The organism is Salinispora cortesiana, assembly GCF_000484695.1.
Taxonomy (GTDB): Bacteria; Actinomycetota; Actinomycetes; order Mycobacteriales; family Micromonosporaceae; genus Micromonospora; species Micromonospora cortesiana.
Map to the genome: position 1 here is coordinate 1 of NZ_AXVR01000059.1, position 24,399 is coordinate 24,399.

General features: G+C 69.6%; 19 protein-coding genes and 4 pseudogenes. 13 read left to right on the forward strand and 10 right to left on the reverse strand.

The window, feature by feature from the left end:
* Together K228_RS0120265 and K228_RS29250 are read right to left on the reverse strand one after the other, a co-directional pair.
* Window positions 1-326 (reverse strand): SDR family NAD(P)-dependent oxidoreductase (locus K228_RS0120265; RefSeq protein ID WP_029723647.1); only part of this gene is annotated, 326 nt, incomplete at its 3' end.
* A 10-nt stretch (window positions 327-336) separates the two neighbouring features.
* Window positions 337-540, reverse strand: a pseudogene (locus K228_RS29250) (nuclear transport factor 2 family protein); the annotation flags it as partial.
* 175 nt (window positions 541-715) lie between these two features.
* Between K228_RS29250 and K228_RS0120275 the strand changes: the two are divergent.
* The 3 genes from K228_RS0120275 to K228_RS0120285 all read left to right on the forward strand — a co-directional run bounded on the left by K228_RS0120275 (window position 716) and on the right by K228_RS0120285 (window position 2,721).
* The gene (locus K228_RS0120275; protein ID WP_245603524.1) at window positions 716-1,546 is read left to right on the forward strand and encodes a phosphotransferase; all 831 of its coding nucleotides are present in this window, start codon (window positions 716-718) and stop codon (window positions 1,544-1,546) included.
* A 225-nt stretch (window positions 1,547-1,771) separates the two neighbouring features.
* Complete coding sequence (locus K228_RS0120280; protein ID WP_025620082.1) at window positions 1,772-2,539, forward strand: DUF5753 domain-containing protein; 768 nt, start codon at window positions 1,772-1,774, stop codon at window positions 2,537-2,539.
* On the forward strand, window positions 2,530-2,721 hold the full coding sequence (locus K228_RS0120285; protein ID WP_025620083.1) for a DUF397 domain-containing protein: 192 nt from the start codon (window positions 2,530-2,532) through the stop codon (window positions 2,719-2,721). The genes K228_RS0120280 and K228_RS0120285 overlap by 10 nt, the downstream gene beginning before the upstream one ends.
* 63 nt (window positions 2,722-2,784) lie before the next feature.
* Here the strand turns inward: K228_RS0120285 and K228_RS0120290 are convergent, their stop codons facing one another.
* The 3 genes and pseudogenes from K228_RS0120290 to K228_RS0120300 form a co-directional block, all read right to left on the reverse strand.
* The gene (locus K228_RS0120290) at window positions 2,785-4,302 is read right to left on the reverse strand and encodes an autotransporter outer membrane beta-barrel domain-containing protein (protein ID WP_025620084.1); all 1,518 of its coding nucleotides are present in this window, start codon (window positions 4,300-4,302) and stop codon (window positions 2,785-2,787) included.
* Between the two features lie 391 nt (window positions 4,303-4,693).
* The gene (locus K228_RS0120295) at window positions 4,694-5,569 is read right to left on the reverse strand and encodes a hypothetical protein (protein ID WP_025620085.1); all 876 of its coding nucleotides are present in this window, start codon (window positions 5,567-5,569) and stop codon (window positions 4,694-4,696) included.
* Between the two features lie 137 nt (window positions 5,570-5,706).
* Window positions 5,707-5,961, reverse strand: a pseudogene (locus K228_RS0120300) (XRE family transcriptional regulator); the annotation flags it as partial.
* Between the two features lie 127 nt (window positions 5,962-6,088).
* Here K228_RS0120300 and K228_RS0120305 point away from each other — a divergent pair.
* Complete coding sequence (locus tag K228_RS0120305) at window positions 6,089-6,898, forward strand: TrmH family RNA methyltransferase (protein WP_025620087.1); 810 nt, start codon at window positions 6,089-6,091, stop codon at window positions 6,896-6,898.
* Window positions 6,899-7,009: 111 nt separating this feature from the next.
* Entirely contained in the window at window positions 7,010-8,800 is a 1,791-nt protein-coding gene (locus tag K228_RS0120310) for a PucR family transcriptional regulator (RefSeq protein ID WP_025620088.1), read from the forward strand.
* Here the strand turns inward: K228_RS0120310 and K228_RS0120315 are convergent.
* Window positions 8,769-10,142 carry a MurL-like N-terminal domain-containing gene (locus K228_RS0120315; RefSeq protein WP_025620089.1) on the reverse strand — a complete coding sequence of 458 codons (1,374 nt, stop codon included), beginning with the start codon at window positions 10,140-10,142 and terminating at the stop codon, window positions 8,769-8,771. The two genes, K228_RS0120310 and K228_RS0120315, sit on opposite strands and share 32 nt — an antisense overlap.
* A gap of 86 nt (window positions 10,143-10,228) precedes the next feature.
* Here K228_RS0120315 and murD point away from each other — a divergent pair, with 86 nt between their 5' ends.
* Together murD and K228_RS27550 are read left to right on the forward strand one after the other, a co-directional pair.
* On the forward strand, window positions 10,229-11,575 hold the full coding sequence (murD, locus tag K228_RS0120320; RefSeq protein WP_025620090.1) for a UDP-N-acetylmuramoyl-L-alanine--D-glutamate ligase: 1,347 nt from the start codon (window positions 10,229-10,231) through the stop codon (window positions 11,573-11,575).
* Between the two features lie 69 nt (window positions 11,576-11,644).
* Window positions 11,645-11,895 (forward strand): annotated as a pseudogene (locus K228_RS27550) (SDR family oxidoreductase); the annotation flags it as partial.
* A gap of 51 nt (window positions 11,896-11,946) precedes the next feature.
* Here the strand turns inward: K228_RS27550 and K228_RS0120325 are convergent.
* A complete protein-coding gene (locus K228_RS0120325; protein WP_025620091.1) occupies window positions 11,947-12,978 on the reverse strand; it encodes an asparaginase in 1,032 nt (343 codons plus the stop codon).
* Between the two features lie 132 nt (window positions 12,979-13,110).
* Here K228_RS0120325 and K228_RS0120330 point away from each other — a divergent pair, with 132 nt between their 5' ends.
* From K228_RS0120330 to K228_RS0120340, 3 genes are all read left to right on the forward strand, one after another.
* Window positions 13,111-13,794, forward strand: a complete 684-nt coding sequence (locus K228_RS0120330) for a HEAT repeat domain-containing protein (protein ID WP_025620092.1) — start codon at window positions 13,111-13,113, stop codon at window positions 13,792-13,794.
* On the forward strand, window positions 13,788-14,798 hold the full coding sequence (locus K228_RS0120335; protein WP_025620093.1) for a HEAT repeat domain-containing protein: 1,011 nt from the start codon (window positions 13,788-13,790) through the stop codon (window positions 14,796-14,798). The genes K228_RS0120330 and K228_RS0120335 overlap by 7 nt, the downstream gene beginning before the upstream one ends.
* A gap of 117 nt (window positions 14,799-14,915) precedes the next feature.
* Window positions 14,916-15,659, forward strand: a complete 744-nt coding sequence (locus tag K228_RS0120340; RefSeq protein ID WP_018216164.1) for a 3-oxoacyl-ACP reductase family protein — start codon at window positions 14,916-14,918, stop codon at window positions 15,657-15,659.
* Between the two features lie 94 nt (window positions 15,660-15,753).
* Here the strand turns inward: K228_RS0120340 and K228_RS0120345 are convergent, their stop codons facing one another.
* The gene (locus tag K228_RS0120345) at window positions 15,754-16,593 is read right to left on the reverse strand and encodes an NAD(P)H-binding protein (RefSeq protein WP_025620094.1); all 840 of its coding nucleotides are present in this window, start codon (window positions 16,591-16,593) and stop codon (window positions 15,754-15,756) included.
* 71 nt (window positions 16,594-16,664) lie between these two features.
* Here K228_RS0120345 and K228_RS0120350 point away from each other — a divergent pair, with 71 nt between their 5' ends.
* Window positions 16,665-17,696, forward strand: a complete 1,032-nt coding sequence (locus tag K228_RS0120350) for an AraC family transcriptional regulator (RefSeq protein WP_025620095.1) — start codon at window positions 16,665-16,667, stop codon at window positions 17,694-17,696.
* Between the two features lie 559 nt (window positions 17,697-18,255).
* Here the strand turns inward: K228_RS0120350 and K228_RS25915 are convergent.
* Window positions 18,256-19,460 (reverse strand): annotated as a pseudogene (locus K228_RS25915) (helix-turn-helix domain-containing protein).
* A gap of 443 nt (window positions 19,461-19,903) precedes the next feature.
* Between K228_RS25915 and K228_RS0120365 the strand changes: the two are divergent.
* Entirely contained in the window at window positions 19,904-21,214 is a 1,311-nt protein-coding gene (locus tag K228_RS0120365) for an aspartate aminotransferase family protein (protein WP_025620096.1), read from the forward strand.
* Window positions 21,211-22,701, forward strand: coding sequence for a CoA-acylating methylmalonate-semialdehyde dehydrogenase (locus K228_RS0120370; protein ID WP_025620097.1), 1,491 nt, complete (start codon window positions 21,211-21,213; stop codon window positions 22,699-22,701). The genes K228_RS0120365 and K228_RS0120370 overlap by 4 nt, the downstream gene beginning before the upstream one ends.
* On the opposite strand, the gene K228_RS0120375 is transcribed toward K228_RS0120370, so the two are convergent.
* The gene (locus K228_RS0120375) at window positions 22,673-24,088 is read right to left on the reverse strand and encodes an acyltransferase family protein (RefSeq protein WP_025620098.1); all 1,416 of its coding nucleotides are present in this window, start codon (window positions 24,086-24,088) and stop codon (window positions 22,673-22,675) included. The two genes, K228_RS0120370 and K228_RS0120375, sit on opposite strands and share 29 nt — an antisense overlap.
* Window positions 24,089-24,399: the final 311 nt, after the last annotated feature.

Here is a 24,399-nt window from a genome sequence, read left to right on the forward strand (position 1 = left end):
GGGCCTGCCACGTTGACTTTGTAATGCTCCAGCCAACTTTCGGCCTCGGCGTCGGCGATGGAGCCCAGCTGGGCCAGACCCGCGCTGTGCACGAGACCGTCGATGGGCCGGTCTCCGGCGGCCAGGGCGGATCCGTGAGCGGCGATGCCCTCCACGTCCAGCAAATCGAGAACAAGGGTCTCGCATCCACCCAATCGCCCGGCCGCTGCGTCGAGACGCCCGCGGTGGCTACCCACCAAGACCAGGTGATGACCCTCCTCATGCAGCAGTTCCGCGACGGCTCCGCCGATGCCGCCAGTGGCCCCGGTAATCACATATCTGCTCATCAGGACGCCGTCAGCCGAAGAAGTGGACGCGGTCGATGCGGCCGGCCCGCACCCGGTATGCCACCAGCACACGGATAGGCTCATCGGCCAGCCCATGTGCCGTCTCATGGTCGATCACCCAGTCACCCTCCGCCATCCGGGCCGCAATCTCCGCGCGGCACCGTCCCTCGGAGAACTGATCGGCGTATGTGTCCCGGAGGGGTGTGTGGCCAGAACCTACCGCAGCGATGGTGAGACGGTGACCGAGGACCCCCCGGCGGGCGATGAGCTCCGGGCATTCAAAGCCGGAGCGCTGGGCGATCACCAACAGCGCGGGAACACCGGAGAGACAGGACGGCTGGGCTCTGGGTGGTGGCGGTACGCAACGGAGAGGCTACGCGAGGGTGTCGGTGTCAGCGGTCCCACCCGCGGTGGCGGCGGCCAGGTCGATCGCCTCGGCGCTGGGCCTGAAGGCCGACGACGCGACCGTCCTGCAGGAGTCGAACAGGCTCACGCTGCGCCTGCTGCCCTGTGATGTCTTGGCCCGAGTGGATCCGGCCGGGCACCAGGAGGCGCGGCTCGAGATCGAGATCGCTCAACGGCTCGCCGACGTCGGGAGCCCGGTGGCTGTTCCTGACCCTCGGGTGGAGCCACGCGTCTACGCGCACAATGGCTACGCGGCGGCGTTCTGGACCCACTACGAACCGGTGGCATCCGCGACGATCTCCCCGGCGGACTACGCGAGTGCGCTGCACCGGCTGCACGCCGGCATGCGTACGCTCGATGTCCCCACCCCGCACTGCACGGACCGCGTCCGACAGGCCGAAGAACTCGTGGCGAGCCGCCACCGCACGCCGATGCTCACCGACGCCGACCGGGAACTTCTCGGCAACGCGTTAAGTAGTCTGAGCCGGGCCGTAAGCGAGCACGGCGGCGCCGAGCAATTACTGCACGGCGAGCCACACTCGGGTAACGTGTTGGCGACCCAGGGCGGGGTGCTGTTTATTGATTTTGAGACGTGCTGCCGGGGGCCGGTCGAATTCGACCTGGCCCATGCGCCCGAAGAGGTCGGCGAGCACTATCCCGGTGTCGACAGAGGTTTGCTCCGCGAGTGCCGGATCCTGGTGCTGGCGATGATCACAGCATGGCGTTGGAATCGAGCGGATCGACTTCCCAATGGGCGTCAGCTCGGCGCGAATTGGCTCCGCCAGCTGCGCGCAGCGCTCGACAGTAGCGGCTGACCAGCCGAGGGTTCTGGCCTCATCGGTCATCCTCGCCTTCGCGTTCTAGATCGAACTTCCCACACCCATTCCGGGTATGGATGCTCCGTCCGTGCCTTCGCCGAAATTTGGGTCTTCCCCCGACATGCATCCATGACGCACACTCTGTCAACACGCCACGGGATGAGTACACAGCATTTGTGCACGTTGTTGGGACGTTCGAGAACATCCTTGAACGGAGGCAGGATGAACTATGCATTGCAGCGGGCCATGGTGGAGGCGGGGGAGACCGCGGAGAGCCTGGCTGCCCAGACCGGTGTCGACCCGAAAACTGCGGCGCGTTGGATTACGCCGGGACGGATTCCGCGGCCTCGTCGCCGCCTGCAGGTGGCCGCTATCCTCGGTCGGGAGGTCGAGGAGCTTTGGCCGGATGTCGTCAAACGTCGCGAGCCGGCGTGGTTTCGCCCATGGGTCGACATCGAGCATGAGGCGGTCGCACTGCGCTGGTTCGAGCACACCTGGATTCCCGGCCTGCTCCAGACCGAGGACTACGCCCGCGCGACCCTCGCCGGCGAGGCGCTGACCCCGGGCGAGGTCGACGAGCTCGTCGCCTCCCGGATTAATCGACAGGCCATCTTCCGCACGGAACGCCCTCCGCTGCTGACCGCCGTCATCTTCGAGGGGGTGCTCTATCAGTCGGCCTACGGCGACCGCCGGCTGATGTGCGAACAGCTTGAGTTTCTCGCCGAGCGCGCCACCGACGACACGGTGCAGGTCCACCTGGTGCCCAAGGACATCGGGATGTATCCGGGGCTCGGCGGCGGCTTCATCCTCGCCGAACTGCCCGAGGTCGAGCACGTCGCCCACGTCGACAGTCAGGCGCCCGCGCAGATCCTCCGACAGGCCGCCGACGTTGCTACCCTGAGCCGAAGGTGGGAGCGCATCAGGGGCGAATCCCTCCCCCGAGCTTCCTCCTTGGAGCTGATCAGAGAAGCGGCGGGATCATGGACTTGACCGGTGCGCGATGGCGCAAAAGCAGCAAGAGCGGCAACAACGGCGGGGCATGCGTTGAGGTCGCCGACAATCTCCCCGGCATCGTCGGCGTCCGGGACTCCAAGGACCCGGCCGGGCCGGCGCTGGTCTTCGGCCCGGCGGCATGGCGGGCCTTCGTCACCCAACTTCCCGACGGCAACTGACCGACCCGACGCCGACGCGCCCGCCCCGAGGGGCGGGCGCGTCGTCATGGGCTGCTCGGATGGCTATCCGGCGCAGCCGGGAACGTCGACACAGTTGTTGGGCCGGTTCTTGATCACCACGGTGCCGGTGGCCGTGTTCAGCTCGACCGTGCCACCGTCGTTGTAGATGCCCCCACCGTCGGTCAGAGCGATGTTCTTGACCACCTGCGTGTCGAAGAGACGGGCTGCGCCGAAGGCTGTGTTGAAGATACCGCCACCCAGACCGCCTGCCTGGTTGCCGATCACCTTCGTGTGCCGCAACACCAGCTCATTGACGGTACTGATGCCGCCGCCGTCGAGGGGAGCGGTGTTGTTTTTGATCAGGCTGTCCTCGACCACAACGATTGAGTTGGTTGAGTTCCCCGCGATGCCGCCACCGCGGCCTGTTGTGGCGGTATTTCCAACGAGGTTGACAGATTTGAGGATGAGTTGCGTGCCAGCAACGTTCACGACCGCGCCGCCACCATTTACGGCGGTGTTGTTTGTGATATCGGTGTATGTCACCACGCCTATTCCAGCGATGCTGAGGGCGCCGCCGCTGCCGATCTGAGCAGTATTGGCGGTAATAGTGCTGTGGTCGATCTGGACTGTGCCGTCGCTGAAGACGCCAGCTCCTCCAGAGGTAGCGGTGTTGGCGTTTACATAGGATTTGTTGATTTCGAGTGCACCGGAGCTTTCGACACCCCCGCCGACGATGCCAGCGCGGTTGTGACTGGCGGTGGAGTTTTTCATGCGGGTGGTGCCGTTGTTGGCGATGCCGCCGCCACGGGTGTTTGTGATGTTGCGGGTGATGGTGGTGTGATTGGTGGTGAGTGCTCCGCCGGCGTCGACGAAGATCCCCCCGCCGTCCTCGCTGGTCTGCCCGCCGGTGATGGTGAGTTTGTTGAGGGTGAGGTCGCCGCCGACGTTGACGGTGAGGATTCTGAATTCGTCGGCGGCGGCGGCGCGTTCGATGGTGGTGTGTTTGCCGCCGTTGAGGGTGATCGGGGTGGTGATGGCGGGTAGTCCGGCGCCGTCGATGTCGGCGGTGAGCAGATAGGTGCAGTCCTTGGCCAGATCGAGGGTGGCGCCGCCGCGGGCGTTGGCCAGGGTGATCGCCGCGATCAGCGCATCGGCGTCACACGGGACCGGCGTGCCCTTGCCCTTGGCTGTGCCCTTGCCCTTGCCGGGGCCCTTGCCGGTGCCTGGCCCGGGGCCCTTGCCGGTGCCTGGCCCGGGGCCCATGCCGGTGCCTGCGCCGGGGCCCATGCCCGTGCCTGGGCCGGGGCCCATGCCGGTGCCTGCCCCGGGGTCCGTGCCTTTGCCCTTGTGGTCCTTGCTGTCGTCGCGGTGGCTGCCGGCGGCGGCTCGGTCGGGCTGCCCGGGCCGGTCATCCGAGCTGGCGAGGAGGCGTCCGACGGAATCGGCGGCGGGGGTGGCGGCAACGCCGACGGTGGTGAGGGCCAGGCCGGTCACACCGGCCAGCCCGACGGCCCACCACCGGGTCCTCGCCCGGCGTCCACCGGGGCGGTCCGGTTCGTCTTCGTGGTGCTGATGGTTCATGCGGCTTCCCCCGTCACGGACGAGCAACCAGCCATCCGGGGCAGTTCGGGTGGTGGTCCTCGGCTACCAGGCGGGCGGTAGCACCCCTGAGCCAAACCGAAAGCTGCGCTAAAAAGACATGAATGCGAAGAATGTCCCCAAACGAGACAACAAGGTGATCGAGGGGGTGTCGCGCCTCTTTGCTTGGCACTGCCTGGATCGCCGCTGTGGCGACCGTCGGCGGCGGGGGCACGCACAGCGCGGGCATGACTCGACTCGGATGATCAGGGTTTCGACACGCTGGTGATCATCTGAGTCGGCCATGCCCGTCTTGCTGCCGGCAGCTCGGGGTGCTGCTCAGTCGAGTGCCGCGCCAGACGCGTTCACCTTTGTCGGGCCCGGGTCGAAGGGGTCACGGGTTGTGGGTCACCTCGAAGCCCGCACCGTAGACGTCAGCGGGGTCGGCGGAGTCTCGAGCGCGAAGGTCGGCGAGAATGTTGGCGGAGCTGGTGTATTGGTACCACGGAATCTGCAGGCCTTTTCCCTTGGTGATGCCAGCCCACGGCCCTTCGGCCTGGAATCCGTTCTCCTCGGACGGGTAGGCGCTGCCCGGCACATGCCAGATCGTCGGACCCCCCGAGTCGCCTGCCCGGTGCTGGGCCCAGGACCGGTGGATGCCATCCGTATTGTGAGTAATGCCGGCATACCAGACGCCAAGCTGGCCCGAGACGATAATTTCATTGCTGCTGAGCCACCCGGCACTGAGTAGCCGTTCGCTATCCAGGGCGGGACTCAATGCGTTCGGGCTGGCCGTGCCGCCCGGGACCTCCACTTCACCGGTCTGCTTCAGGTGCGGGCCCTGCGCGGAGGGTGTTACCTCCGGGACCAGTTCGATAATCATGTAGTCCCTGGTTAGGTGGCCCGTACCCGACCCCTCTGGGTCTTTGAAGTAGCGAATGTGGCCAATCGGGCCGAATTCCGGATCCTGCCGATGGTAGACAGGAGCGATGTTCTCGTGGATCTCGCGATCGGCGTAGTCCGGGTCGCTAATGCAGTGACCGGCCGAGATCGCGATCTTCCGGCCGTAGTCGTCGGTGCCCACTGCGCCGATCGTGCAGAAATTGTCGGGCGCGGTTGGGGTGAAGATGATCTGCATCGCGTTGTGGACGCGCTTTTCTGGTACCGCACTTGCAGCGCCAACGCCGAGGGTGCTGCCGAGCATCAGCCCCACGGAAACTGCACCCAGCCATCGAATTCGCATTCGCCGGCCAAATGGTATGGCTCTCATGTGAACCTCCTTGTGTCGAGTGCCATTCCACCGTACGACAAATGCTGTTTGTGGAAATTAATTGCGAGATTGCCGACGACTGGGTAGCCATCTATGCCCGCGCGATGTAAGGCGTGGATGAACGTGGACAGTGGTGCCTACCGCTTGCGGTAGTGTTGGTTGAGGTGCTCCTGAAGCCGAAAATGGCGGAACTGATAAACCGCACCGCTCTGCCGGAGTACGCCTCGGTGGTAGGCGTACTCCAAAAAGGCAACCGTGTTCCACGGCAGCCGGCCAGTCAGCGGTAGCCACACCCGGCACAGGATCACCCACTGCCCCCAGGCGGTGAAGCAGAACATGTACGACAGGGCGCTGCCCAAACCGCCGGCGGCACCGATGAGCAGTGCGTTGGGCAGGGTGTCAATCCGGGCATTTCGCGCTGCCCGGGGAGCGCGCCCGTCCGAAGGAAGGGCGGGCGTGCCCAGCCCGGGCCGGGCGGGTGGACGGGGCGCCGTCAGCGGCGTCCGGCAGAATCGTCCGGTGCCCGTCCACCAGATCACCGACCCCGACGACGACCGGATCGCCGACTACCGCGCCCTCACCGACGTGGAGCTGCGGACCCGCTGGGAGCCACCGCACGGCCTCTTCATCGCCGAGGGCGAGTTGGTGCTGCGGCGCGCGCTGCGCGCCGGCTACCCGGCGCGGTCCTACCTCGTGGACGCCAAGCGGGTGGAGCAGATCGCCGACCTGGACAACGGGGACGCCCCGGTCTACGCCGCCACCCCGGACGTGCTGCGCCAGGTGACCGGCTTCCACGTACACCGGGGGGTCCTGGCGTCGTTCCGGCGCCGGCCGCAGCCGACGGCGGCCGACGTGCTCGCCACCGCCCGCCGGGTGGTGATCCTCGAAGAGGTGAACAACCACACCAACCTCGGGTCGATCTTTCGGGCCGTCGCCGGGCTCGGCGTGGACGCGGTGCTGCTCTCCCCGACCTGCGCCGACCCCCTCTACCGTCGCAGCGTCCGAGTCAGCATGGGGGAGGTGTTCGCCGTGCCCTACGCGACGCTCGGCCCCTGGCCCGACACGCTCGCCGAGGTCCGCGCCGCCGGCTTCTCCGTGCTGGCCCTGACCCCCGCCCCCGACGCGGTGCCGATCCAGCAGCTCAAACCGGGCCAGCGGGCCCGGGCGGCGCTGCTGCTCGGCGCGGAGGGCTCGGGCCTGACCCGGGAGGCGATGGACGGCAGCGACGTCCGAGTGGTGATCCCGATGCGCCGCGGTGTCGACTCCCTCAACGTGGCCGCCGCCACCGCCGTGGCATGCTGGGAACTCGGCCGGGACGACCCGCTCTGACCACCGGTAACGGTCACCGGGCGCCGCGCTACGCACCCCCGTTCAACCCCAGCCGCCGCGGCTGGGTACGGGAGTTTAGTGACCAACGTCATGCGCGGTAGCGTGTCGCCCGTGTTCCCCACCATTCGGGAAGTGCTCGCGCTGGAACCGGTGCGCTCCGGCGCGCCCCGCGTCGTCGCCGGCGAAGCCGCGTTGGACCGACGGGTCCGCTGGGTGCACGTGGCCGAGGTGCCCGACATCGCCTCCCTGCTCGGCGGCTCGGAACTGGTCCTGACCACCGGGATCGGGCTCCCGGCCGACAACGCCGGGTTGCGGGCGTTCATCGCGGACCTGGCCGCTGTCGGCGTCGCCGGCCTCGTCGTCGAACTGGGCCGCCGCTACTTCGGCGGGGTGCCCCGGGCGATGATCGCCGCAGCTGCCCGGCACGGGCTGCCCCTGGTCGAGCTGCGCCGCGCCACCCCGTTTGTGCGGGTCACCGAGGCGGTGCACGCGCTGATCGTGGACGCCCAGCTGACCGAGCTACGCGCCACCGAGGAGATCCATCAACGCTTCACCGAGCTCTCGATGGAGGGCGCGGGACCGGGGGAGGTGGTCCGGCAGGCGGCTGAACTCTCCGGCTGCGCGGTGGTGCTGGAGAACCTGTCCCGGCAGGTGCTCGCGTACGACCCGGCGGGGGGCAGTGCCGCGCTGCTGCTCGACGGCTGGGAGCAGCTCTCCCGGCGGATCCTGCCGGCCGGCCGGACCGCGTACGACGTGGACAACGGCTGGCTGGTGACCATGGTCGGCGCCCGGGGGCAGGACTGGGGGCGGCTGCTGGTGCGGTGGCTCGGAGCCGGGGCGGCGACCCCCGGCGACCGGTCGGACACCCCGCCCACCCGACTGACGATCCTGGTGGAACGAGCGGCCTCCAGCCTCGCCCTGGGCCGGCTGATCCGGCGTGACGCCGAGGGCCTGGAACGGCAGCTGCACCGCACCCTGCTGGCGGCCCTGCTCGACCACTCCCGGCCGGTGGACGAGGTGGCTCTGCGGGCCCGCGCCCTCGGCGTGCCGTTGGAGGGGCGGCATCTGGTGGGGGTGGTGGTCCGGTATCGGGCCGACGAGCCGGCGCCGGCCACGTCAAACGAGGGTGGTCACGTCCCCGGGGGCGGCCCGCTGGCTGGCTCGGTCCGGCTGCGGGAACTCGCCGAGGCGGTCGGCCACGCCGTACACGAGGCACAGCTGACCGCGTTGACCAGCGCGCTCGACGACCAGACGGTCGGCGTGCTGCTCGCGTTGCCGGACCGCTCCGGCGAGGAGCGGGCCCTCACGGCCTTTGTCACGGCCCTGACCCGGGCCCGCCCGGAGGTCTTCCCCGGACACGTCAACGCCCAACGGGACGGCGGGCGGAGCACGGGCCGCACCGACCCGGCCGGCGCCGCCGTGATCGGCGCCGGCTCGGGCGTGGGCAGCCTGCGGGAGGCGCGTCGCTCCCTGGTCGAGGCGCGGCAGGTGGCCGAGGCGGCCCGCCGGGACCGGCGGAACCTGCCCATCTACCGGCTGCCGCACGTCGGGCTCGCCGGTCTGCTGCACCTGCTGCGCGACGAGCCGTCCCTACAGACCTTCGTCGAGCGGGAGCTGGGGGCCCTGCTCTCCTACGACGCGAAGCACCCCCGGGAACAGCTACTCGGCACCCTGCGCGCGTACCTGGATCAGGGGCGGAACAAGTCGGCCGGCGCTGTCGCGGCGCACCTGTCCCGCCCGGCGTTCTACGAACGCCTGGCCCGGATCGGTCGGATCCTCGACGTGGACCTCGACTCGGTTGACGCCTGCCTCGGTCTGCACGTGGCCCTGCTGGCGCTGGACGCGATCCGTCGGCCCGTGGCGGCCAACGTCACCCGGGCAGGTTCCGAACCGGTTCGGTGAGGGAGCCAAGCGCCTCGGCGTACCGGGTGGGGATGAAGCTGGGTCCCCCCGGCGTGAAGACGGCCGAGTTGGCCGCCGTCTTCCAGGCCGTCTCCGGGACCGCGTCGATCAGGGCGCGTACCACCGGCGCGTCGCGCCACCCCGGCTGCTCGGCGAGCAGGCCGAGCGCCACCACCGACTCCTCGACCTCGCCGACACACTCGAACGGCTTGTGCCCGTCCACGCCCAGCAGCTCCCGGTAGCCGGGTAGCTGCGCCGGGTCGGCCAGCAGGTCGCCGCCGAAGACCCCGGTGATCCGTTCGCGGGATATGAACGGCGCCAGGGCGAGGAAGACGAACCGGCACTTGGGGCAGTCCCGGCACCAGCGATCACTCGCACCGCGCAGCTTGAACGCGGCGTTGCAGCTGGTCACCACGTCGTCGTACCCGCCGATCTGGGCGAAGAGTCGGGCGATGTGCAGCTCCGAGAGCTGGCGCAGCAGGGAGAAGTACGGGTCGGTGAGACCGGCGTGCTCCGCCAACGCCCCGCGCAGCAGCCCCTCCGCCTCGATGCCCTTGGACCACTGATGGTTGATCTGGTGCCCCTCCCAGACCAGGTTCGGGTCCGACGCCGAGCGCTCGTTGGACATCACCACCGGGCCCAGCCCGTTCAGCACCGAGGTGGCCACCGCGATCAGCGAGTTGATCGCGGTAACCGGAATGTGGCCGTTCAACGCACCGGCGGCGTTCAGGTCGAACAGCACCGGGTCGATGCGCCGCCGCGCGGCCAGCGCCGGCAAACCCGAGGCGACGTTCACCGCCTCGATCACCCGGTTGGGGTTGACCGAGAACGGCAACGGGTCCAGCCCGTCCCGGCGCAGCGCCTCCAGGCTGACGATCGAGTCCTTGCCACCACCCACCGCCGACAGTGGTCGCCGGCCATCGGTGTCGTACCCGACCGCCGGGGCGAGCTCACCGGAGGGCACCTCGGGGCGCAGCCGCAGCACGTGCGGCAGCGCGTTGCGGTACGCGTACTCGCCGAGGCCCTTGGTGTAGACGGCGGTGACCAGCGCGACGGCGGCCGACCCCAGCGGAGCCGGCAGCACCAGCCGGTGCGGGGCGGCGGTCTTGTAGTAGCTGACCCCGGCGATCACGTGCAGTAGCTCCAGGACCCGCCCCAGGGTGGCTACCCGCTCATCCGAGGGGGGTGAGGCGGGCAGCGGGAGGGTGATCACCTCCGTGAAACGTTGCTCGCCATCCGGCCCGGTGAGGGCGTAGTCGAACAACGCCTCCCCGGTGGACAGGTCGAAGGAGTAGGACGGGAAGGTGAAGGCGTCCATCCGCCGCAGCTGCTCGTTGGGCACACGCCATACTAGGCCCTGGTTCGTCCGCCGTGCCCGAGTGCGCCCGGACCGCCCACCCGACGTCGTCGATATTTCGAGGAGAGCCCGTGCGCCTGTCTGACCTGCGCGGACGCAAAGTCGCGGTCTGGGGGACCGGCCGGGAAGGACGAGCAGCGGTGATCGCGATCGCCGCGCACGGCCCGGCGGACCTGGTCGCCGTGGACGACGGCGGCTCGACGGTCAGCCCGCCCTGGGACGGATTCCTGGCGAAGGCGGCACCGTTGGTCACCGGCGAGGCGGGGGCGCAACGGTTGGCCGCCGCCGACGTGGTGGTCCGCTCGCCGGGCGTGCCGAACACCCACCCGTGGCTGGCCGAGCTGCGGCGCCGCCAGGTGCCGGTCACCCAGGGCACGGCGCTCTGGATGGCCGACCACGCCGCCCGTACCGTCGGGGTCACCGGCAGCAAGGGCAAGAGCACCACCTCCAGCCTGATCAGCCACCTGCTCGCTGCGGTGGATCAGCCCAACGTCTTCGGGGGCAACATCGGGGTGCCGACGTTGGACCTGCCCGCAGCCGACCTCTACGTGCTGGAGCTCTCCAGCTACCAGTGCAGCGACCTGACCGACTCGCCCCGGGTCGCGGTGGTGACCGCGCTCTTCCCCGAGCACCTGGACGCCCACGGCGGCGAACGGGAGTACTACCGCGACAAGCTCAACCTGCTGGCCCACGGCCCGGAGACCGTCGTGGTCAACGGCGCCGACCCCCGGCTTGCCGCCGAACTCGGTGACCGGCCCGTCGTGCGAGCCGGCACCCCCGACACCACCCATGTGGCGGGCGGCCCGGACGGCACGCCCTGGTTCCACCTCGGTGACCAGCCGCTCTTCCCCCGGGCGGTGCTGCCGCTGGTCGGACGGCACAACGAGGGCAACCTCTGCGTGGCGCTGGCCGTGCTCGACGTGCTCGGCGTCGACGTGCTCGCCCGCCGGGACACCCTGGCGGTGGCAGTCGCCGGGTTCCAGGGGCTGGCCCACCGGCTCACCGAGATCGTTGACCCGTCCGGTCTCACCTTCGTCGACGACACCCTCGCCACCAGCCCGTACGCGGCAATGCACGCGATCGACGCGTACGACGGGCGGCCGCTCACCGTGATCGTCGGCGGCGCAGACCGGGGGCTGGACTACACGCCGCTGCGCGATCACCTCGCCGAGCGGGAGATCACCGTGATCGGCGTACCGGACAGCGGGGCGCGGATCGTCGCCGCGTTGGACGGGTTGCCGAAGGTCCGGTGCGAGGTCACCGGCGATCTGGTCGCGGCCGTTCGACTGGCCCGGCGGGTCACTCCGGCCGATGGAGTGGTGCTGCTGTCGCCGGCGGCACCGAGCTACGGGCAGTTCCGCAACTTCGAGCACCGCTCCGAGGTCTTCGCCCAGGCGGTCCGCGACACCGCCGGCTGAGCGGCGAGCTGCGGACCGGGTCGAAACGCCGAAGGGCTGCGCTGCTCACCCCGGTGGTGTGCTGGGTCGGTGGCCGGCGGTCCGTTGCCGTGGACCATCGTCCCGGCCACCCAGTTTCACGATTTCGCCGCGATGGTCGCAGGCTGGACTGAGCAGGACGGCGTCGCCACCATCGCGCCCCTGCTCGTGCAGCTGATCGCGCCCCGGGACGTCCTGACGTCCTCGCCGAGATCGCGGTGGGCCGGCCACGAGGCCGCTACGCCGACGTTGCCGGCCCGGAGCCGCAAGACCTCGTCGACCTGGCGCGACGCACCAACGAGGAGGTTTCCATGCCCGTCCCGGCGACCGGAGCGGCGGAGAAGCGGAAGCCCTCAGGGGGTGCTGGCCCAGGGCCAGCGGGCGGGATCTCCGGTGCCACCGGCGGCGGCGAATCCGGCGGCGATGGTGTCGCGGTCGGCGTTGGCGGCGAGCAGGGTGTGTAGCAGGATGCGTGCCTTGTAGCTGTCGAGGAAGCCCGCGCCGATCAGTCCTCGCTGCCGCAGGTCGCTCTCCGAGCCGGGGAAGGCGTAGGTGGCCTCCAGGACCGGCCCGGCGCCGATGCGGGAGGTGAGCACGACCGGGATCCTCGCCGTGAGAGCGGTGAGTTGGTTGATCAGGCGTTGGGGTACGTGGCCGACACCGAAGCCGGCCACGACCAGACCGTCCAGGTGTTCGGCGCCGGCGAGCAGGGTGCCGTCGTCGCCGACGGTGACGGTGTATAGCCCGACTCGGGGCGTCCGGCTGGCCGCCGTCAGCGGCACGGTCAGCCGGTGGGGTGGGTAGGTGAGCAGTCGAGCCACGCCCTCGACGACGTGGCCGAGCGGGCCGGTGTTCGGCGAGCGGAAGGTGCCGCCACTGGTGGAGTGCGTCTTGCGGACGTATCGGGCAGAATGGATCTCGTCGGCGAAGACCACCAGCGCGCCGAGTCCGCGGGCGGTGGGGCTGGCGGCGGTGTGGATCGCCGCGAGGACGTTGGCCGGCCCGTCGGCACCGGCCTGGGTCGGGTTGCGCATCGCCCCGGTCACCACGATGGGCGCGTCGCCGACGTGCAGCAGGTCGAGCAGATATGCAGTTTCTTCGATGGTGTCGGTGCCCTGAGCGACCACGACGCCGTCCACGTCGCCGGTCGCGGTGCGCTCGGCAATCAGTGCGGCGAGCGCGGTGAGGTCGTCGAGGTGCAGGGAGGCGCTCGGTAGTTGGCGGAAGGTCTGGACCTGGATGTCGATGCCGGTGTCGGCCCATCCGGGTACGGCGGCGATGAGGTCCTCGGCGGTCAGGGTCGGCACGACGCCGTCGGCGTCACCGGTCATGGCGATCGTGCCGCCGAGGGAGAGCATCAGCACCGATGCGCGCTGCTCGGTCACCGCACCTCCTCGTCCGGGCGTGTGCCTGTGGCAGCCTGCCACAGTTCTGAGGTGAAGCCGAGGCGGCTCGGCCGGTCCGTTTGACCTTGACATAGTGACAAGGTCTTGACTGTGTCTGGGAGGTGGTACCCAATGAACCCGGCTCAGAACACCCCGACTCACGGTGCGGTGGCTGCCCTGCGGGCCAAGACATCGTCCACCCGGCTACAGGGGGCCATGGCGGTCGGTATGCACCCCGACCCGAGCGTTGCCGCCGAGTTGGTGCAGCGGTGCGCGGTCGAGCCGGACTTCTTCGTGCGTGACATGCTCACCTGGGCGCTTACCCGCCTCCCGGAGGCGGTCACGCTGCCCCGGCTTGTCGCCGAGCTCACCTCTGAGCACGCCCAGGCTCGTAGTCAGGCCCTCCACACGCTATCCAAGATCAATAACAGGAGCGTGTACCCCTCGATCGTTGGGGCGCTGCTCCGCGACCCCGACGACGAGGTCGCGCGGACCGCCTGGCGGGCTGCTGTCGTGCTCGTCCCCAATGGGGAGGAGAAGGTGTTGGCCGCGGAACTGGTCACCCAGCTTGGCCGCGGCGACCGGGACGTGTGGCTGAGCCTCAGTCGGGCACTGGTCGGCCTCGGCGAGGCGGTCAAGCCGGCCCTTGCGGCCAGCATCACCGACGCGGACCCGACGACGCGGGAGCACGCCCACGCTACTCTGCTGCTCCTGGAAGACCCGGAAGCCGAGTACGACGCGCTCATCGAGGAGGCGGGACGGCTCGCCGCCCGCACGGCTGACCCGGTGGGTGAGGAAGAGGAACCGCCATGCTGATCGGCGACGTGGCCCGCCGCTCGGGAGTGAGCACCCGCATGCTCCGGCACTACGACGCACTGGGGCTGGTACGACCGACGGGTCGTACCTCGGGCGGCTACCGCGACTACTCGGACGAGGACGTACGACGGCTGTTCCAGGTGGAGAGCCTGCGGTCACTGGGGCTGTCGCTGCGCCAGATCACCCAGGCGCTCCAGGACCCCACCTGCACGCCGGCCGGCCTGGTGGGCGATCTGATCAGCTGGACCGAAGAGCGGCTGGACCGGGAACGTCAGCTGCTCGACCGGCTGCGTACGGTCGCCGCCTCGGCGCCCACCGGATGGCCGGACGTCCTGCGGATCACCGAACTCATTACCGGGCTCAACTCACCCAGCGCCGCCCTGCGTCAGCAGAGCGCCCTGGCTCCCGCCGAGGAGGTACGGGTGCCCGCTGAGCTGCTGGCCGGCGCGGTCCTTGCCGAAGCCGACCCGAATGTGGCCGGCGCGCTGCGGTGGGCGCTCGGACGGGCGGACGGCGAAGCCCTGGCAACCCTGACGTCCGGTGTCCACTCCACGAACGTGGACATCCGCCGCCGCGCGATCCAGGCGGTCGCCGAGTTGGCCGGTGACGAGGCGACCGCAGTGCTCGTGGACGCCCTCGACGACCCGGACCCGACGGTCCGCCGACACGCGGCCCTGGCGCTGGGTGCGCAGGGCGAGGTGGCGGCCGTGCCCGCCCTCGTCGACCTGGTGGCCGAGGGCGGGCACGACGTCGAGGCGGCCGAGCACCTGGGTGCCCTGTCGGATGACCCGGCCCGCGCTGAAAAGATCGTGGGTGCGCTCGCCGTTGAACTCGCCGCCCCCACCGCGGACTCCGCCGCCCGCAGCCGCCTCACCCAGGCCATCCTGGAGCTGCCTCGAACTGTTGCGCAGCCCGTCCTGCGACGGTTGTCCCGCGACGATGACCCGGTGGTGGCATGGACCGCCGCGGCCTATCTGGAAGACGAAGACGCCATGTCACGTTAAGGGATGGTGCTCGGCGCTTCTCGGCCGAAACGCGACGTCGGATTGCCGCCAGACTCCCTGCCCGCAGCATGTGAACATAACATTTGTTCACGAACACGACAGGGGAGATGAGCGAACATGAGTGCGGTACTTGGCGGCAAGGTGGCATTCGTGACCGGCGGCAGCCGGGGCATCGGCGAGGCCGTGGCGCTGAGGCTGGCAGCGGATGGCGCCGACGTCGCGTTGACCTACCGGGACAGTGCGGAGCGCGCGGCGGATGTCGTCGACCGGATCAAGGCGCTGGGGCGCCGGGCCTGGGCGGTCCAGGCTGACAGTGCAGACCCGACTGCTGTGCGCACGGCCGTGGATCAGGCCGTCGCGGAGTTCGGGCGGCTCGACATCGTGGTCAACAACGCGGGGATTCTGGTGCGCGGTCTGGTCGAAGACATGTCACTGGAGGACATCGACCGCGTGTTGAGCGTCAATGTTCGGGCACCCTTCGTGGCTTCCCAGGCGGCGGTACGGCACATGACCGAAGGCGGAAGGATCATCAATATCGGCAGTTGCCTGGCCGAGCGGGTGCCGCTCCCCGGTGTCTCGCTGTACTCGACGAGTAAGACCGCGTTGATCGGCCTGACCAGGTCGTTGGCCCGCGAGCTGGGTGCCAGGGGGATCACCGCCAACCTGGTCCATCCCGGGCCGACGGAGACCGACATGAACCCTGCCGACGCCGAGGGCGCCGATGTGCAGCAGAGCTTCACCGCACTCGGTCGGTTCGGCCAGTCGTCGGACGTCGCCGCGACCGTCGCCCACCTCGCGGGTGACGCTGGTCGCTATGTCACTGGTGCCGCCATCGCTGTGGACGGTGGCTTCGCCGCTTGACCCTGGCGGCGACTCCGCCGCTGGATCCACGCGGATCGACTCAGGCCGCTGTCCTCAGCGGCGTGTCCTGAGTCGATCCGCATGGCACCGCAGGCTATGCCCCGCCCCAGACACCGGTGGCCGCGGTGCTCGTGGCGTAGTCGGCGAAGTCGCGCGGCGGCCGGCCGAGGGCGCGCGCAACACCGTCGGCCACCTGGGCGTTTCGCCCGTCCAGCAGGGTCGTGAACAGGTGTGTCAGCAACTCGATCGCCTCAGCGGAGACGCCCACGGCGGCGAGGCCGTCCGCGTACTCCTCGGGGGAAACCCGCACGAAGTTGATGGTGCGACCCGTGACCGTGGAGATCTCGGCGATCGCCTCACCGAAGGTGAGTAGCCGGGGCCCGGTCAACTCGTAGAGCTGCCCGGCATGTTTGTCATCGGTCAGCGCCGCCGTGGCCACCTCGGCGAGGTCGTCGGCGTCCACGAACGGCTCGGGTACGGCCCCGACCGGGAGAACGACCTCACCGCCGCGGACCGGCTCCAGGAGGTAGTCCTCGCTGAAGTTCTGGTTGAACCAGCTCGACCGCAGGACCGTCCACTCCACCCCGGCGGACTGGACGTGTTCCTCGGCGGACCGGGCACTCTCCTCCCCGCGGCCGGAGAGCAGCACCAGTCGGGAGACTCCGGCCGTCACCGCGAGATCGGTGAACGCGGAGACCGTCTTCAGCGCGCCCGGCGCGGCGAGGTCCGGGTGGTAGGAGAGGTAGACGGCGTCCACGTCCCGCAGGGTCGGTGCCCAGGTTGCCGGGTCGGTCCAGTCGAAGGGCTGCTGGGCGGCGCGGGAATCAACCCGCACCGGTACGCCCTGATCCCGCAGGCGGGCCACGATGCGCCGGCCGGTCTTTCCGGTGCCGCCGAGGACCAGGGTGTGCTGTTGCTTTCGCTGATTTGCCATACGCCCAGTGAAGAGCAACAGCCCGAGACGGAACATAGCTGATCCGCGCGAACTTGTGTTCAATCGTCTACGTGGACGCAGTCGTAGGTCTCCTGGATGGACCCCGAGCCCAGGGGGCGTTCCTGTTGCGCTCGGTCCTGACCCTGCCATGGTCCATAGCGATCCGGGACGAGGCCCCCCTCACCCTGGTGGCCCTGGTCCGAGGTGACGCTTGGGTCGCGCCGGAGGAGGGTACGGCGGTCCGGCTCAACCCGGGAGACGTCGCGGTCGTCCGCGGCCCGGCCCCGTACCTGATCGCCGACGACCTCTCCACGGCCCCGCAGGCCGTCATCCATCCCGGCCAACGCTGCACCGGCCCGGATGGTCAGGCACTCTCCGGGATGAGCGAGTGGGGGGTGCGGACCTGGGGAAACAACGTGGACGGCCCGACGATGCTGCTGACCGGCACGTACCCGATGTGGGGTGAGGTCAGCCAACGGCTGCTGACCGCACTGCCGCCGCTGCTCGTCGTGCCCAGCGACTCCTGGGACTCTCCGTTGATCCCACTGCTGGCCGACGAGATCGTCAAGGACGACCCCGGTCAGGAAGCGGTCCTCGACCGGTTGCTTGACCTGCTGCTCATCGCGGTGCTGCGGGAGTGGTTCGCCCGTCCCGGGGCCGAGCCTCCCGGCTGGTACCAGGCGCATCGCGACCCCGTCGTCGGTCCCGCCCTGCGAATGCTGCACAACGATCCGGCCCGACCGTGGACCGTGGCGTCACTGGCCGCCGAAACCGGCGTCTCCCGGGCGGCGCTAGCCCGGCGGTTCACCGCACTGGTTGGTGAACCGCCCATGTCCTACCTGACCGGCTGGCGGTTGAGCCTCGCCGCCGACCTGCTTCGGGAGCCGGACGTCACCGTCGGCGCGGTCGCCCGCCGGGTGGGCTACGGTAGTTCCTTCGCGCTCAGCACTGCCTTCAAGCGCCGCCGTGGCGTGAGCCCCCGCGAACACCGCTCGGCCACTCTAAACTCCGCATATTTTGCTGGAAAGGACGCTGGCGGTAAGTGTGGAAAGTACGACGTCTACTCCGCACCACCGGAGAAGAGCGCGAGATGGGACGACTGAACCACGTTGCCAGGATCCTCGTTTTGGCCGGGGGTACCTTCGGGTCCGTCTATATGGTTTTAAACGAATTTAGGATATCCTGGCTTTCCGTTGCGCTGAGTGGAGTAGTCGTAATCGGTGGTGTTCTCGTTGTTGTCGATGGAGAACTGAAAAGGCGGCGGGAGCGATAGGAGCCTCCCACCAGGAGGGGAGCCTACCCCCGGGTTGACCAGGCAGGTAGGGGCCTCCATCATCGAGGGGACGGCTGTCGAAGATGACCGTCGGTTGGTTGTGCAGCGAGGAGTAGGCACCCGCCCGCGGCGTACCGGGTAGCGGGACCGACCGCGTCCAGCCGTGCGGAACGGCGGCGGAGTCGACGGAATAGCCGGATCATGAGTGTGCTCCCTCACCCTCGATGGTGGGTGAGGCGTTCGCCCTTTCGGCTGCAACCGCCCCTACCCGATCTGCCGTGCACGGCTGATTCGGACGGGGGCCGAACTAGCCGTGCCGCAACAGAAGGTAGGCGCGCTATTACGCTGTGGCTCTCACGGTGTGGGGGACTACCCCGTAGCGGGGTACTTCAGACCACACCCGCCAGCTCTGCGAGGCTGCGCAGTTCATTCCGATTAGTAGCAGTTCCCTGGCTAGCAGCTCCCGGACCGTCGCCCGCATCAACAGATTCAGCGAGGACTCCTCGGGGGACTCCAGGTGCGCGCGCTGCAGCATGTGGATCGCGGCGTAGTCATCGCGCTTGCTGGCGTACGCCCGTGCTAGGTGCGTGAAGTGGGAATGCCGACGCTCAATTGGCGGGGACCGACCAACGTCGACCCGTTCCGCGATCCGCGCGGCCTCCCCTGGTCGGGACAGTTCCAGCATTGCTGCGGCACGGTGAATGGCCGCGTTGGTCGGACCGAAAAAGATGAAGTGGTGCTCTGTCTCCCCGGTGCGGGCTGCGAGCGCGTCGGCCCGGTCAAGCACGTCAAGTGTCCGCCGTTCGTCTCGCAGCCGGGCGTACTGGATCGACAGCAGTAGGTGTAGCCCGCCTAGCGCAGCGAGGCGAGCTGGGTCGTCGTCGGCGCTGCGCTGCTGGTCGGCGATGGCCTGCCGGCACATGTCCACCGAATCCTCGGTATGCCCTCGATTGGAGAGCACCTGGCCCATGTTCCACGCAGCGGACGCCCGATAGGCGGGATCATCGGCCTCGTATGCGGCTGTCAGCGCCCGGTCAGCGGCAATTACCGCAAGATCCTGAGCGCCGACCCTCTTCGCAAACGCGCGGACGAGTAGGTACAGGTCGGCCGCGACTCGCTGTGCTTGCCTTCGTTCGTTGCCGTCGAGGCGGGCGACCGCGGCCCGGGATGCGTGTACCAGTCCCGGCAGGACCGGGCTGGTGTAGGTGTAGCGCTGCCGCGACTGGTGCCACGTCGTCCACGCCAGCCGGACTGCCGACTGTAGTTCAGCGAGGTTTGACAGTTGGTTGGCACCGGGCGCGTAGGCGGTCATTGCCGCCCGCAGCGGCGGCACCGATTCGTGTTCGGCCGGGTCATCGGGCATTACCCCGAGCGGATGGCCGGTGAGTTTGTAGAGGTCACGAACATTGAGAATCCGAGCAATCTCGATCCAGTCAGCCAGGCTGTTGACCGAGCGCTCCCCGGATTCCCACTTCCGCCACGCGCCCACGCTGACACCCTTGAGCTGGGCGCACACCTCTTGGGTGAGCCCGCGCCGCTTGCGATAGAGCTTGATCCGCCCACCGGGCGGCATTGGGTCATGCTTCGGCTCCATGTTGGCCTCCCAGGTTGAGGACTGGGCGGCGGACCGCCGGCCTCAACCCCGGCGGGCCGCCAGTATCGACGGTACTCCCCGCCTCCACGCCAGGCTGTCACCTGTTCGCGTGGTCGCCTCGGGCGCTAAGTCCCGTCCTCGTGGACGGAGTCCTCAACCCGTACGGGGCGAGGCAGCCGCCGGTCGGCTACACCGAGCACCCCTTGTTTCCTGGCGAGGAATCTGTCCGGGGCACCCACACACGGTGCCTGGATCACTGAACTGAGCGCCGTACTGGACATCGCCTGGGCCACGCGCTTCGGTGCTGGTTGACCAATCCATCGGGGCGTCTCGTTGACGTGGTGTCAGGTGGACGGTGTGGTGACGCTACACGGTGCCAGTTGTTCGCGGTGCGCGGTGGTGAGAGCGTGCCGTCATCACCCGCTTCGTTGAGAGGTGTCACTATGACCACCGACGATCTGCTGGCCCGGCACCGGGCGGTGCTCCCGTCCTGGATGCCGCTCTACTACGACGAACCGCTCGAACTCGTCGCTGGCCAGGGGCGTCGGGTCACCGATGCCCAGGGCCGCACGTACCTGGACTTCTTCGGCGGCGTGCTGACCAACAGCATTGGCTACGACATTCCGGAGATCCGCGCGGCGGTGGAGCGCCAGCTGCGCACCGGGCTCGTGCACACCTCGACGCTCTACCTGATCCGACAGCAGGTGGAGCTGGCGGAGAAGGTGGCCCGGCTGTCCGGGATCGGCGACGCGCGGGTCTTCTTCACCAACTCCGGCACCGAGGCCAACGAGGCCGCGTTGCTGATGGCCACCAACCATCGGCGTTCGCACCAGATCCTCGCGGTGCGCAACAGCTATCACGGCCGGTCGTACGCGACTATCGGGGTCACCGGCAACCGGGGCTGGTCGGCGAGCCCGCTGAACCCGTTGCAGGTGGCCTGGCTGCACTCGGGGGAGCGGCTGCGGGGCCTGCTGGCCCGGCTGCCCGAGGCGGATCGGATCGACGCGGCGGTGGAGGATCTGCGGGAGGTTTTGGCCACCCAGACCTCGGGTGATGTCGCCTGCCTGATCGCCGAGCCGATTCAGGGCGTCGGCGGATTCGTGTACGGCCCGGACGGGCTGCTCGCCGGCTGGCGCAAAGTGCTCGACGAGCACGGCATCCTGCTCATCTCAGACGAGGTGCAGACCGGCTGGGGGCGTACCGGCACGCACTTCTGGGGCTACCAGGCCCACGGGGTGACCCCAGACATGATCACCTTTGCCAAGGGCATCGGCAACGGGTTCGCGCTCGCCGGCGTGGTCGGGCGGGCCGAGGTGGTCGAATCGGTGCCGGCGATCAGCTTCTCCACTTTCGGCGGCAACCCGATCTCCACCGCCGCCGGCAACGCCGTGCTCGACTACCTGCTCGACAACGATCTGCAAGCCAACGCGGACCGGGTCGGCACGATCCTCAACGAGGGGCTGCGCGCCGCGGTCGGCGGGCTGCCCGGGGTCGCCGAGGTGCGCGGCAAGGGGCTGATGCTCGGCGTCGAGTTCGTCCACCCGGGCACCGCTGACCCGGATCCCGGGCGCGCCGCCCAGGTCTTCGAGGCGTGCCGGGCCGGTGGCCTGCTCGTCGGCAAGGGCGGCCTGTACGGGAACGTGGTGCGGATGGGCCCGCCGTTGACCCTGACCGAGGAGGAGGTCCGCGAGGGCCTGGCAATCCTGGTGGACGCGATCCGGCCCGGCGGGACCGCGGCGGAGGTGGCGGCATGAGTCTCATCGGGCACTTCGTGGACGGCAAGCTGCTCTCCGGCACGGCGGTGCGTCGCGGCGACGTCTTCGACCCGGCCACCGGCGTGCGTACCGCGGAGGTCGAGCTGGCCTCCGCCGCGGAGGTGGCGGCAGCGGTCGAGGCCGCCGACCGGGCCGCGCGGAGCTGGCGAGACGCCTCCCTGTCGCGGCGCACGGCGGCGCTCTTCGCCTTCCGGGAGCTGGTCCACGCGCGGCGTGACCGGCTTGCCGAGGTGATCACCGCGGAGCACGGCAAGGTGCTCGCCGACGCCACCGGTGAGGTGCAGCGCGGGCTGGAGGTGATCGAGTACGCCTGTGGCATCCCCGCGGCGATGCGCGGCGGGTTCAGCGAGAACGTCTCGACCGAGGTGGACTCCTACAACCTTCGCCAGCCCCTCGGGGTGGTGGCGGTGGTCAGCCCGTTCAACTTCCCGGTGATGGTGCCGCTCTGGTTTGTGCCGGTCGCGGTGGCGACCGGTAACGCGGTGGTGCTCAAGCCCAGCGAGAAGGACCCGAGCGCGGCGCTGCTGCTGGCGGAGTGGTTCGCCGAGGCGGGCCTGCCGCCGGGGGTGCTCAACGTGGTCAACGGGGACAAGGAGGCCGTGGACGCCCTGTTGGATCATCCGGCGGTGCGGGCGGTGTCGTTCGTCGGCTCCACGCCGGTCGCCCGGCATGTGCATCAGCGGGCGTCGCTGGCGGGCAAACGGGTACAGGCCCTCGGCGGGGCGAAGAACCACATGGTGGTGCTCCCCGACGCGGATCTGGACCTGGCCGCCGACGCCGCCGTCAACGCGGGGTTCGGGTCGGCGGGGGAGCGCTGTATGGCGATCTCGGCGTTGGTCGCGGTGGAGCCGGTCGCGGACGCGCTGGTCGAGAAGGTCGCCGAGCGGATGGCGGGGCTGCGCACCGGCGACGGCCGGCGCGGCTGCGACATGGGCCCGCTGGTCACCGCCGCACACGCGGAGCGGGTGCGCTCGTACGTCGAGGCGGGCGTGGCGGCGGGCGCGGTGCCGGTGGTGGACGGGCGGGACGTGCGCCCGGACGGGGACCCGAACGGCTACTGGTTGGGGCCGACCCTGTTCGACCGGGTCACCCCGGAGATGTCGGTCTACACCGACGAGATCTTCGGGCCGGTGCTGTCGGTGCTCCGGGTCGGTTCGTACGAGGAGGCCGTCCACTTGGTCAACACCAACCCGTACGGCAACGGGACGGCCATCTTCACCAACGACGGGGGCGCCGCCCGGCGTTACCAGCACGAGGTGGAGGTGGGCATGGTCGGGATCAACGTCCCGATCCCGGTGCCGATGGCGTACTACTCCTTCGGCGGCTGGAAGGCGTCGCTCTTCGGTGACCTGCACGCGCACGGGGAGGACGGGGTGCGCTTCTTCACCCGGGGCAAGGTGGTCACCAGCCGTTGGCTGGATCCCCGACACGGTGGGGTCAACCTTGGGTTCCCCACCCAGATCTGAGTATCCGTAGGGTGCCCGCCCCGGCCAGGTAGGCCACCAGCGCCGGGACGGGCAGCCCGAGCAGCAGCGGGGCCTCCCGCGGGGCGGTCGCGTTGATCACGAGCGCGGCGACGACGGCGACGAAGGCGGCGACGGCGAGCACGCTGCGGCCGGTGGTCCGCCAGTGGTGCTCCGCCCGGTCGTCCGATGGCGGGGCAGGCCCTCGGGCGGCCGGGGGGCGACCGGTGCGCGCCTCTACCGGACCGAAGATGGCGACCAGGACGGCCAGGAACACACCGAGGATCAGGACCCAGGGGATCCGCCAGGCCAGCCAGGCGGCCGTGCCGGCGGCCGGGGTAGGCAGCAGCCCCACCGCGTCCAGGGCGCCGATCGCCAGGATCGCCGCGCTCAGGTGCCACAGGAAGACCGTCAGTACGACGCTGTTCACCGCGATCACCGCCATCCAGGGGCGGTCGCGGCGCAGCCAGCGCTGCGCCGGCCGGCGCAGCAGCAGGAGGAGCCCGAGCTGTGCGGTGCTTACCGCCAGCAGCGCGAGGCTGGGTGGGGCGGCGTTGTTCAGCCGCTCACCCGGAATATTGATCATACTGACCGGGTACGGCCCGGGACCGGTCAGTAGCACCGCCACCGCCAGCCCGCCGAGCAGCGCCGTCCAACCGGCCCGCCGGGACAGCGGTAGCCGCCGGGTCCGAAGCCCGGCCGAGCGGCCGCGAGGTGCCGTAGCGTCTGCGTCTTTCTTGTCCGCGTCGTACCAGGCGAAGCCGAGCTGGTGAATGGCCAGCCAGCCGAAGAGGTAGTTCGGTAGGGCAGCGTCGTGCAGACCGAGTTCGCGAGTCAGGTCGCCCGCCGCGACCAGGGCGGCCAGCGCCACCGGTACGAGCAGCCCGTACCGCCGGTGCAGCGCGTACATCACCGGGGTCAGTGGCACCACGAGGAGGTACGCGGCGAGGAACCACAGCGGGATGGTGGCGAAGTAGACCACGGTCCGGATCAGCGACGGGTCGGCGCCGCCGAGCCGGGCGGCGAGGCCGGCGGCGGCGAGGACGAGCACCAGCATGCTGGTGGGCCGGAGCAGGCGGGCACTGCGGCCGAGCAGCCAGCCGGTGGCGTCCCCGCCCCGATGGCGGTGCGAGGCCAGGGACGCGGCGTTGGCGTACCCACCGACCAGGAAGAAGATCGGCATGACCTGGACCGCCCAGGTCAGTGGGTAGGCCCAGGGTAGGTCGGGCAGCGCGGAGCGCGCGGTGGGTTGCCCGGAGGCGTCGTGCCCGATGTCCACGACGCTCCAGTGACCGAGAACGACCATGATGATGGCGAGGGCCCGGAGCAGGTCGAGATAGCGGTTCCGGCTCGCCGGTGTCGCCTCGGCGAGTCGGCGCAGGCGGCCCATGAGCGCAAGCGTAGGGGACGGTGCTGCTCACCGGTCGGCGTTCGCCCAGACATGGTTGTTGGCCGGCGCCCGGTTTCGGGTGCCGGCCGACAGTTTCTTTCCCCCTTGTGTGGGTTGGGTCTGTGGGTGGGGGTTTGTTGGTGGCTGCTGCGGTGGGTGGGTCAGTTGGTCCAGTGCTCGGCGACGAGGTCGGCGGCCTGGGTCTCCCACTGGGCGTAGTGGAACGGGTACGCCGACACCTGCACCGTCTGCGCGGCCTCGGTCAACGGCATGTCCTGCCAGCCCTCGACCTGCTTCAAACCGTCCAGGAA

Bases quoted from the DNA above. Each gene is read 5' to 3' on its own strand.
- K228_RS0120295 (WP_025620085.1), bottom strand. From the start codon at position 5,569: ATGAGAGCCATACCATTTGGCCGGCGAATGCGAATTCGATGGCTGGGT.
- K228_RS0120375 (WP_025620098.1), bottom strand. From the start codon at position 24,088: ATGGGCCGCCTGCGCCGACTCGCCGAGGCGACACCGGCGAGCCGGAAC.
- K228_RS0120370 (WP_025620097.1), top strand. From the start codon at position 21,211: ATGAGTCTCATCGGGCACTTCGTGGACGGCAAGCTGCTCTCCGGCACG.
- K228_RS0120280 (WP_025620082.1), top strand. From the start codon at position 1,772: ATGAACTATGCATTGCAGCGGGCCATGGTGGAGGCGGGGGAGACCGCG.
- K228_RS0120365 (WP_025620096.1), top strand. From the start codon at position 19,904: ATGACCACCGACGATCTGCTGGCCCGGCACCGGGCGGTGCTCCCGTCC.
- K228_RS0120340 (WP_018216164.1), top strand. From the start codon at position 14,916: ATGAGTGCGGTACTTGGCGGCAAGGTGGCATTCGTGACCGGCGGCAGC.
- K228_RS0120285 (WP_025620083.1), top strand. From the start codon at position 2,530: ATGGACTTGACCGGTGCGCGATGGCGCAAAAGCAGCAAGAGCGGCAAC.
- K228_RS0120335 (WP_025620093.1), top strand. From the start codon at position 13,788: ATGCTGATCGGCGACGTGGCCCGCCGCTCGGGAGTGAGCACCCGCATG.
- K228_RS0120290 (WP_025620084.1), bottom strand. From the start codon at position 4,302: ATGAACCATCAGCACCACGAAGACGAACCGGACCGCCCCGGTGGACGC.
- K228_RS0120345 (WP_025620094.1), bottom strand. From the start codon at position 16,593: ATGGCAAATCAGCGAAAGCAACAGCACACCCTGGTCCTCGGCGGCACC.
- K228_RS0120330 (WP_025620092.1), top strand. From the start codon at position 13,111: ATGAACCCGGCTCAGAACACCCCGACTCACGGTGCGGTGGCTGCCCTG.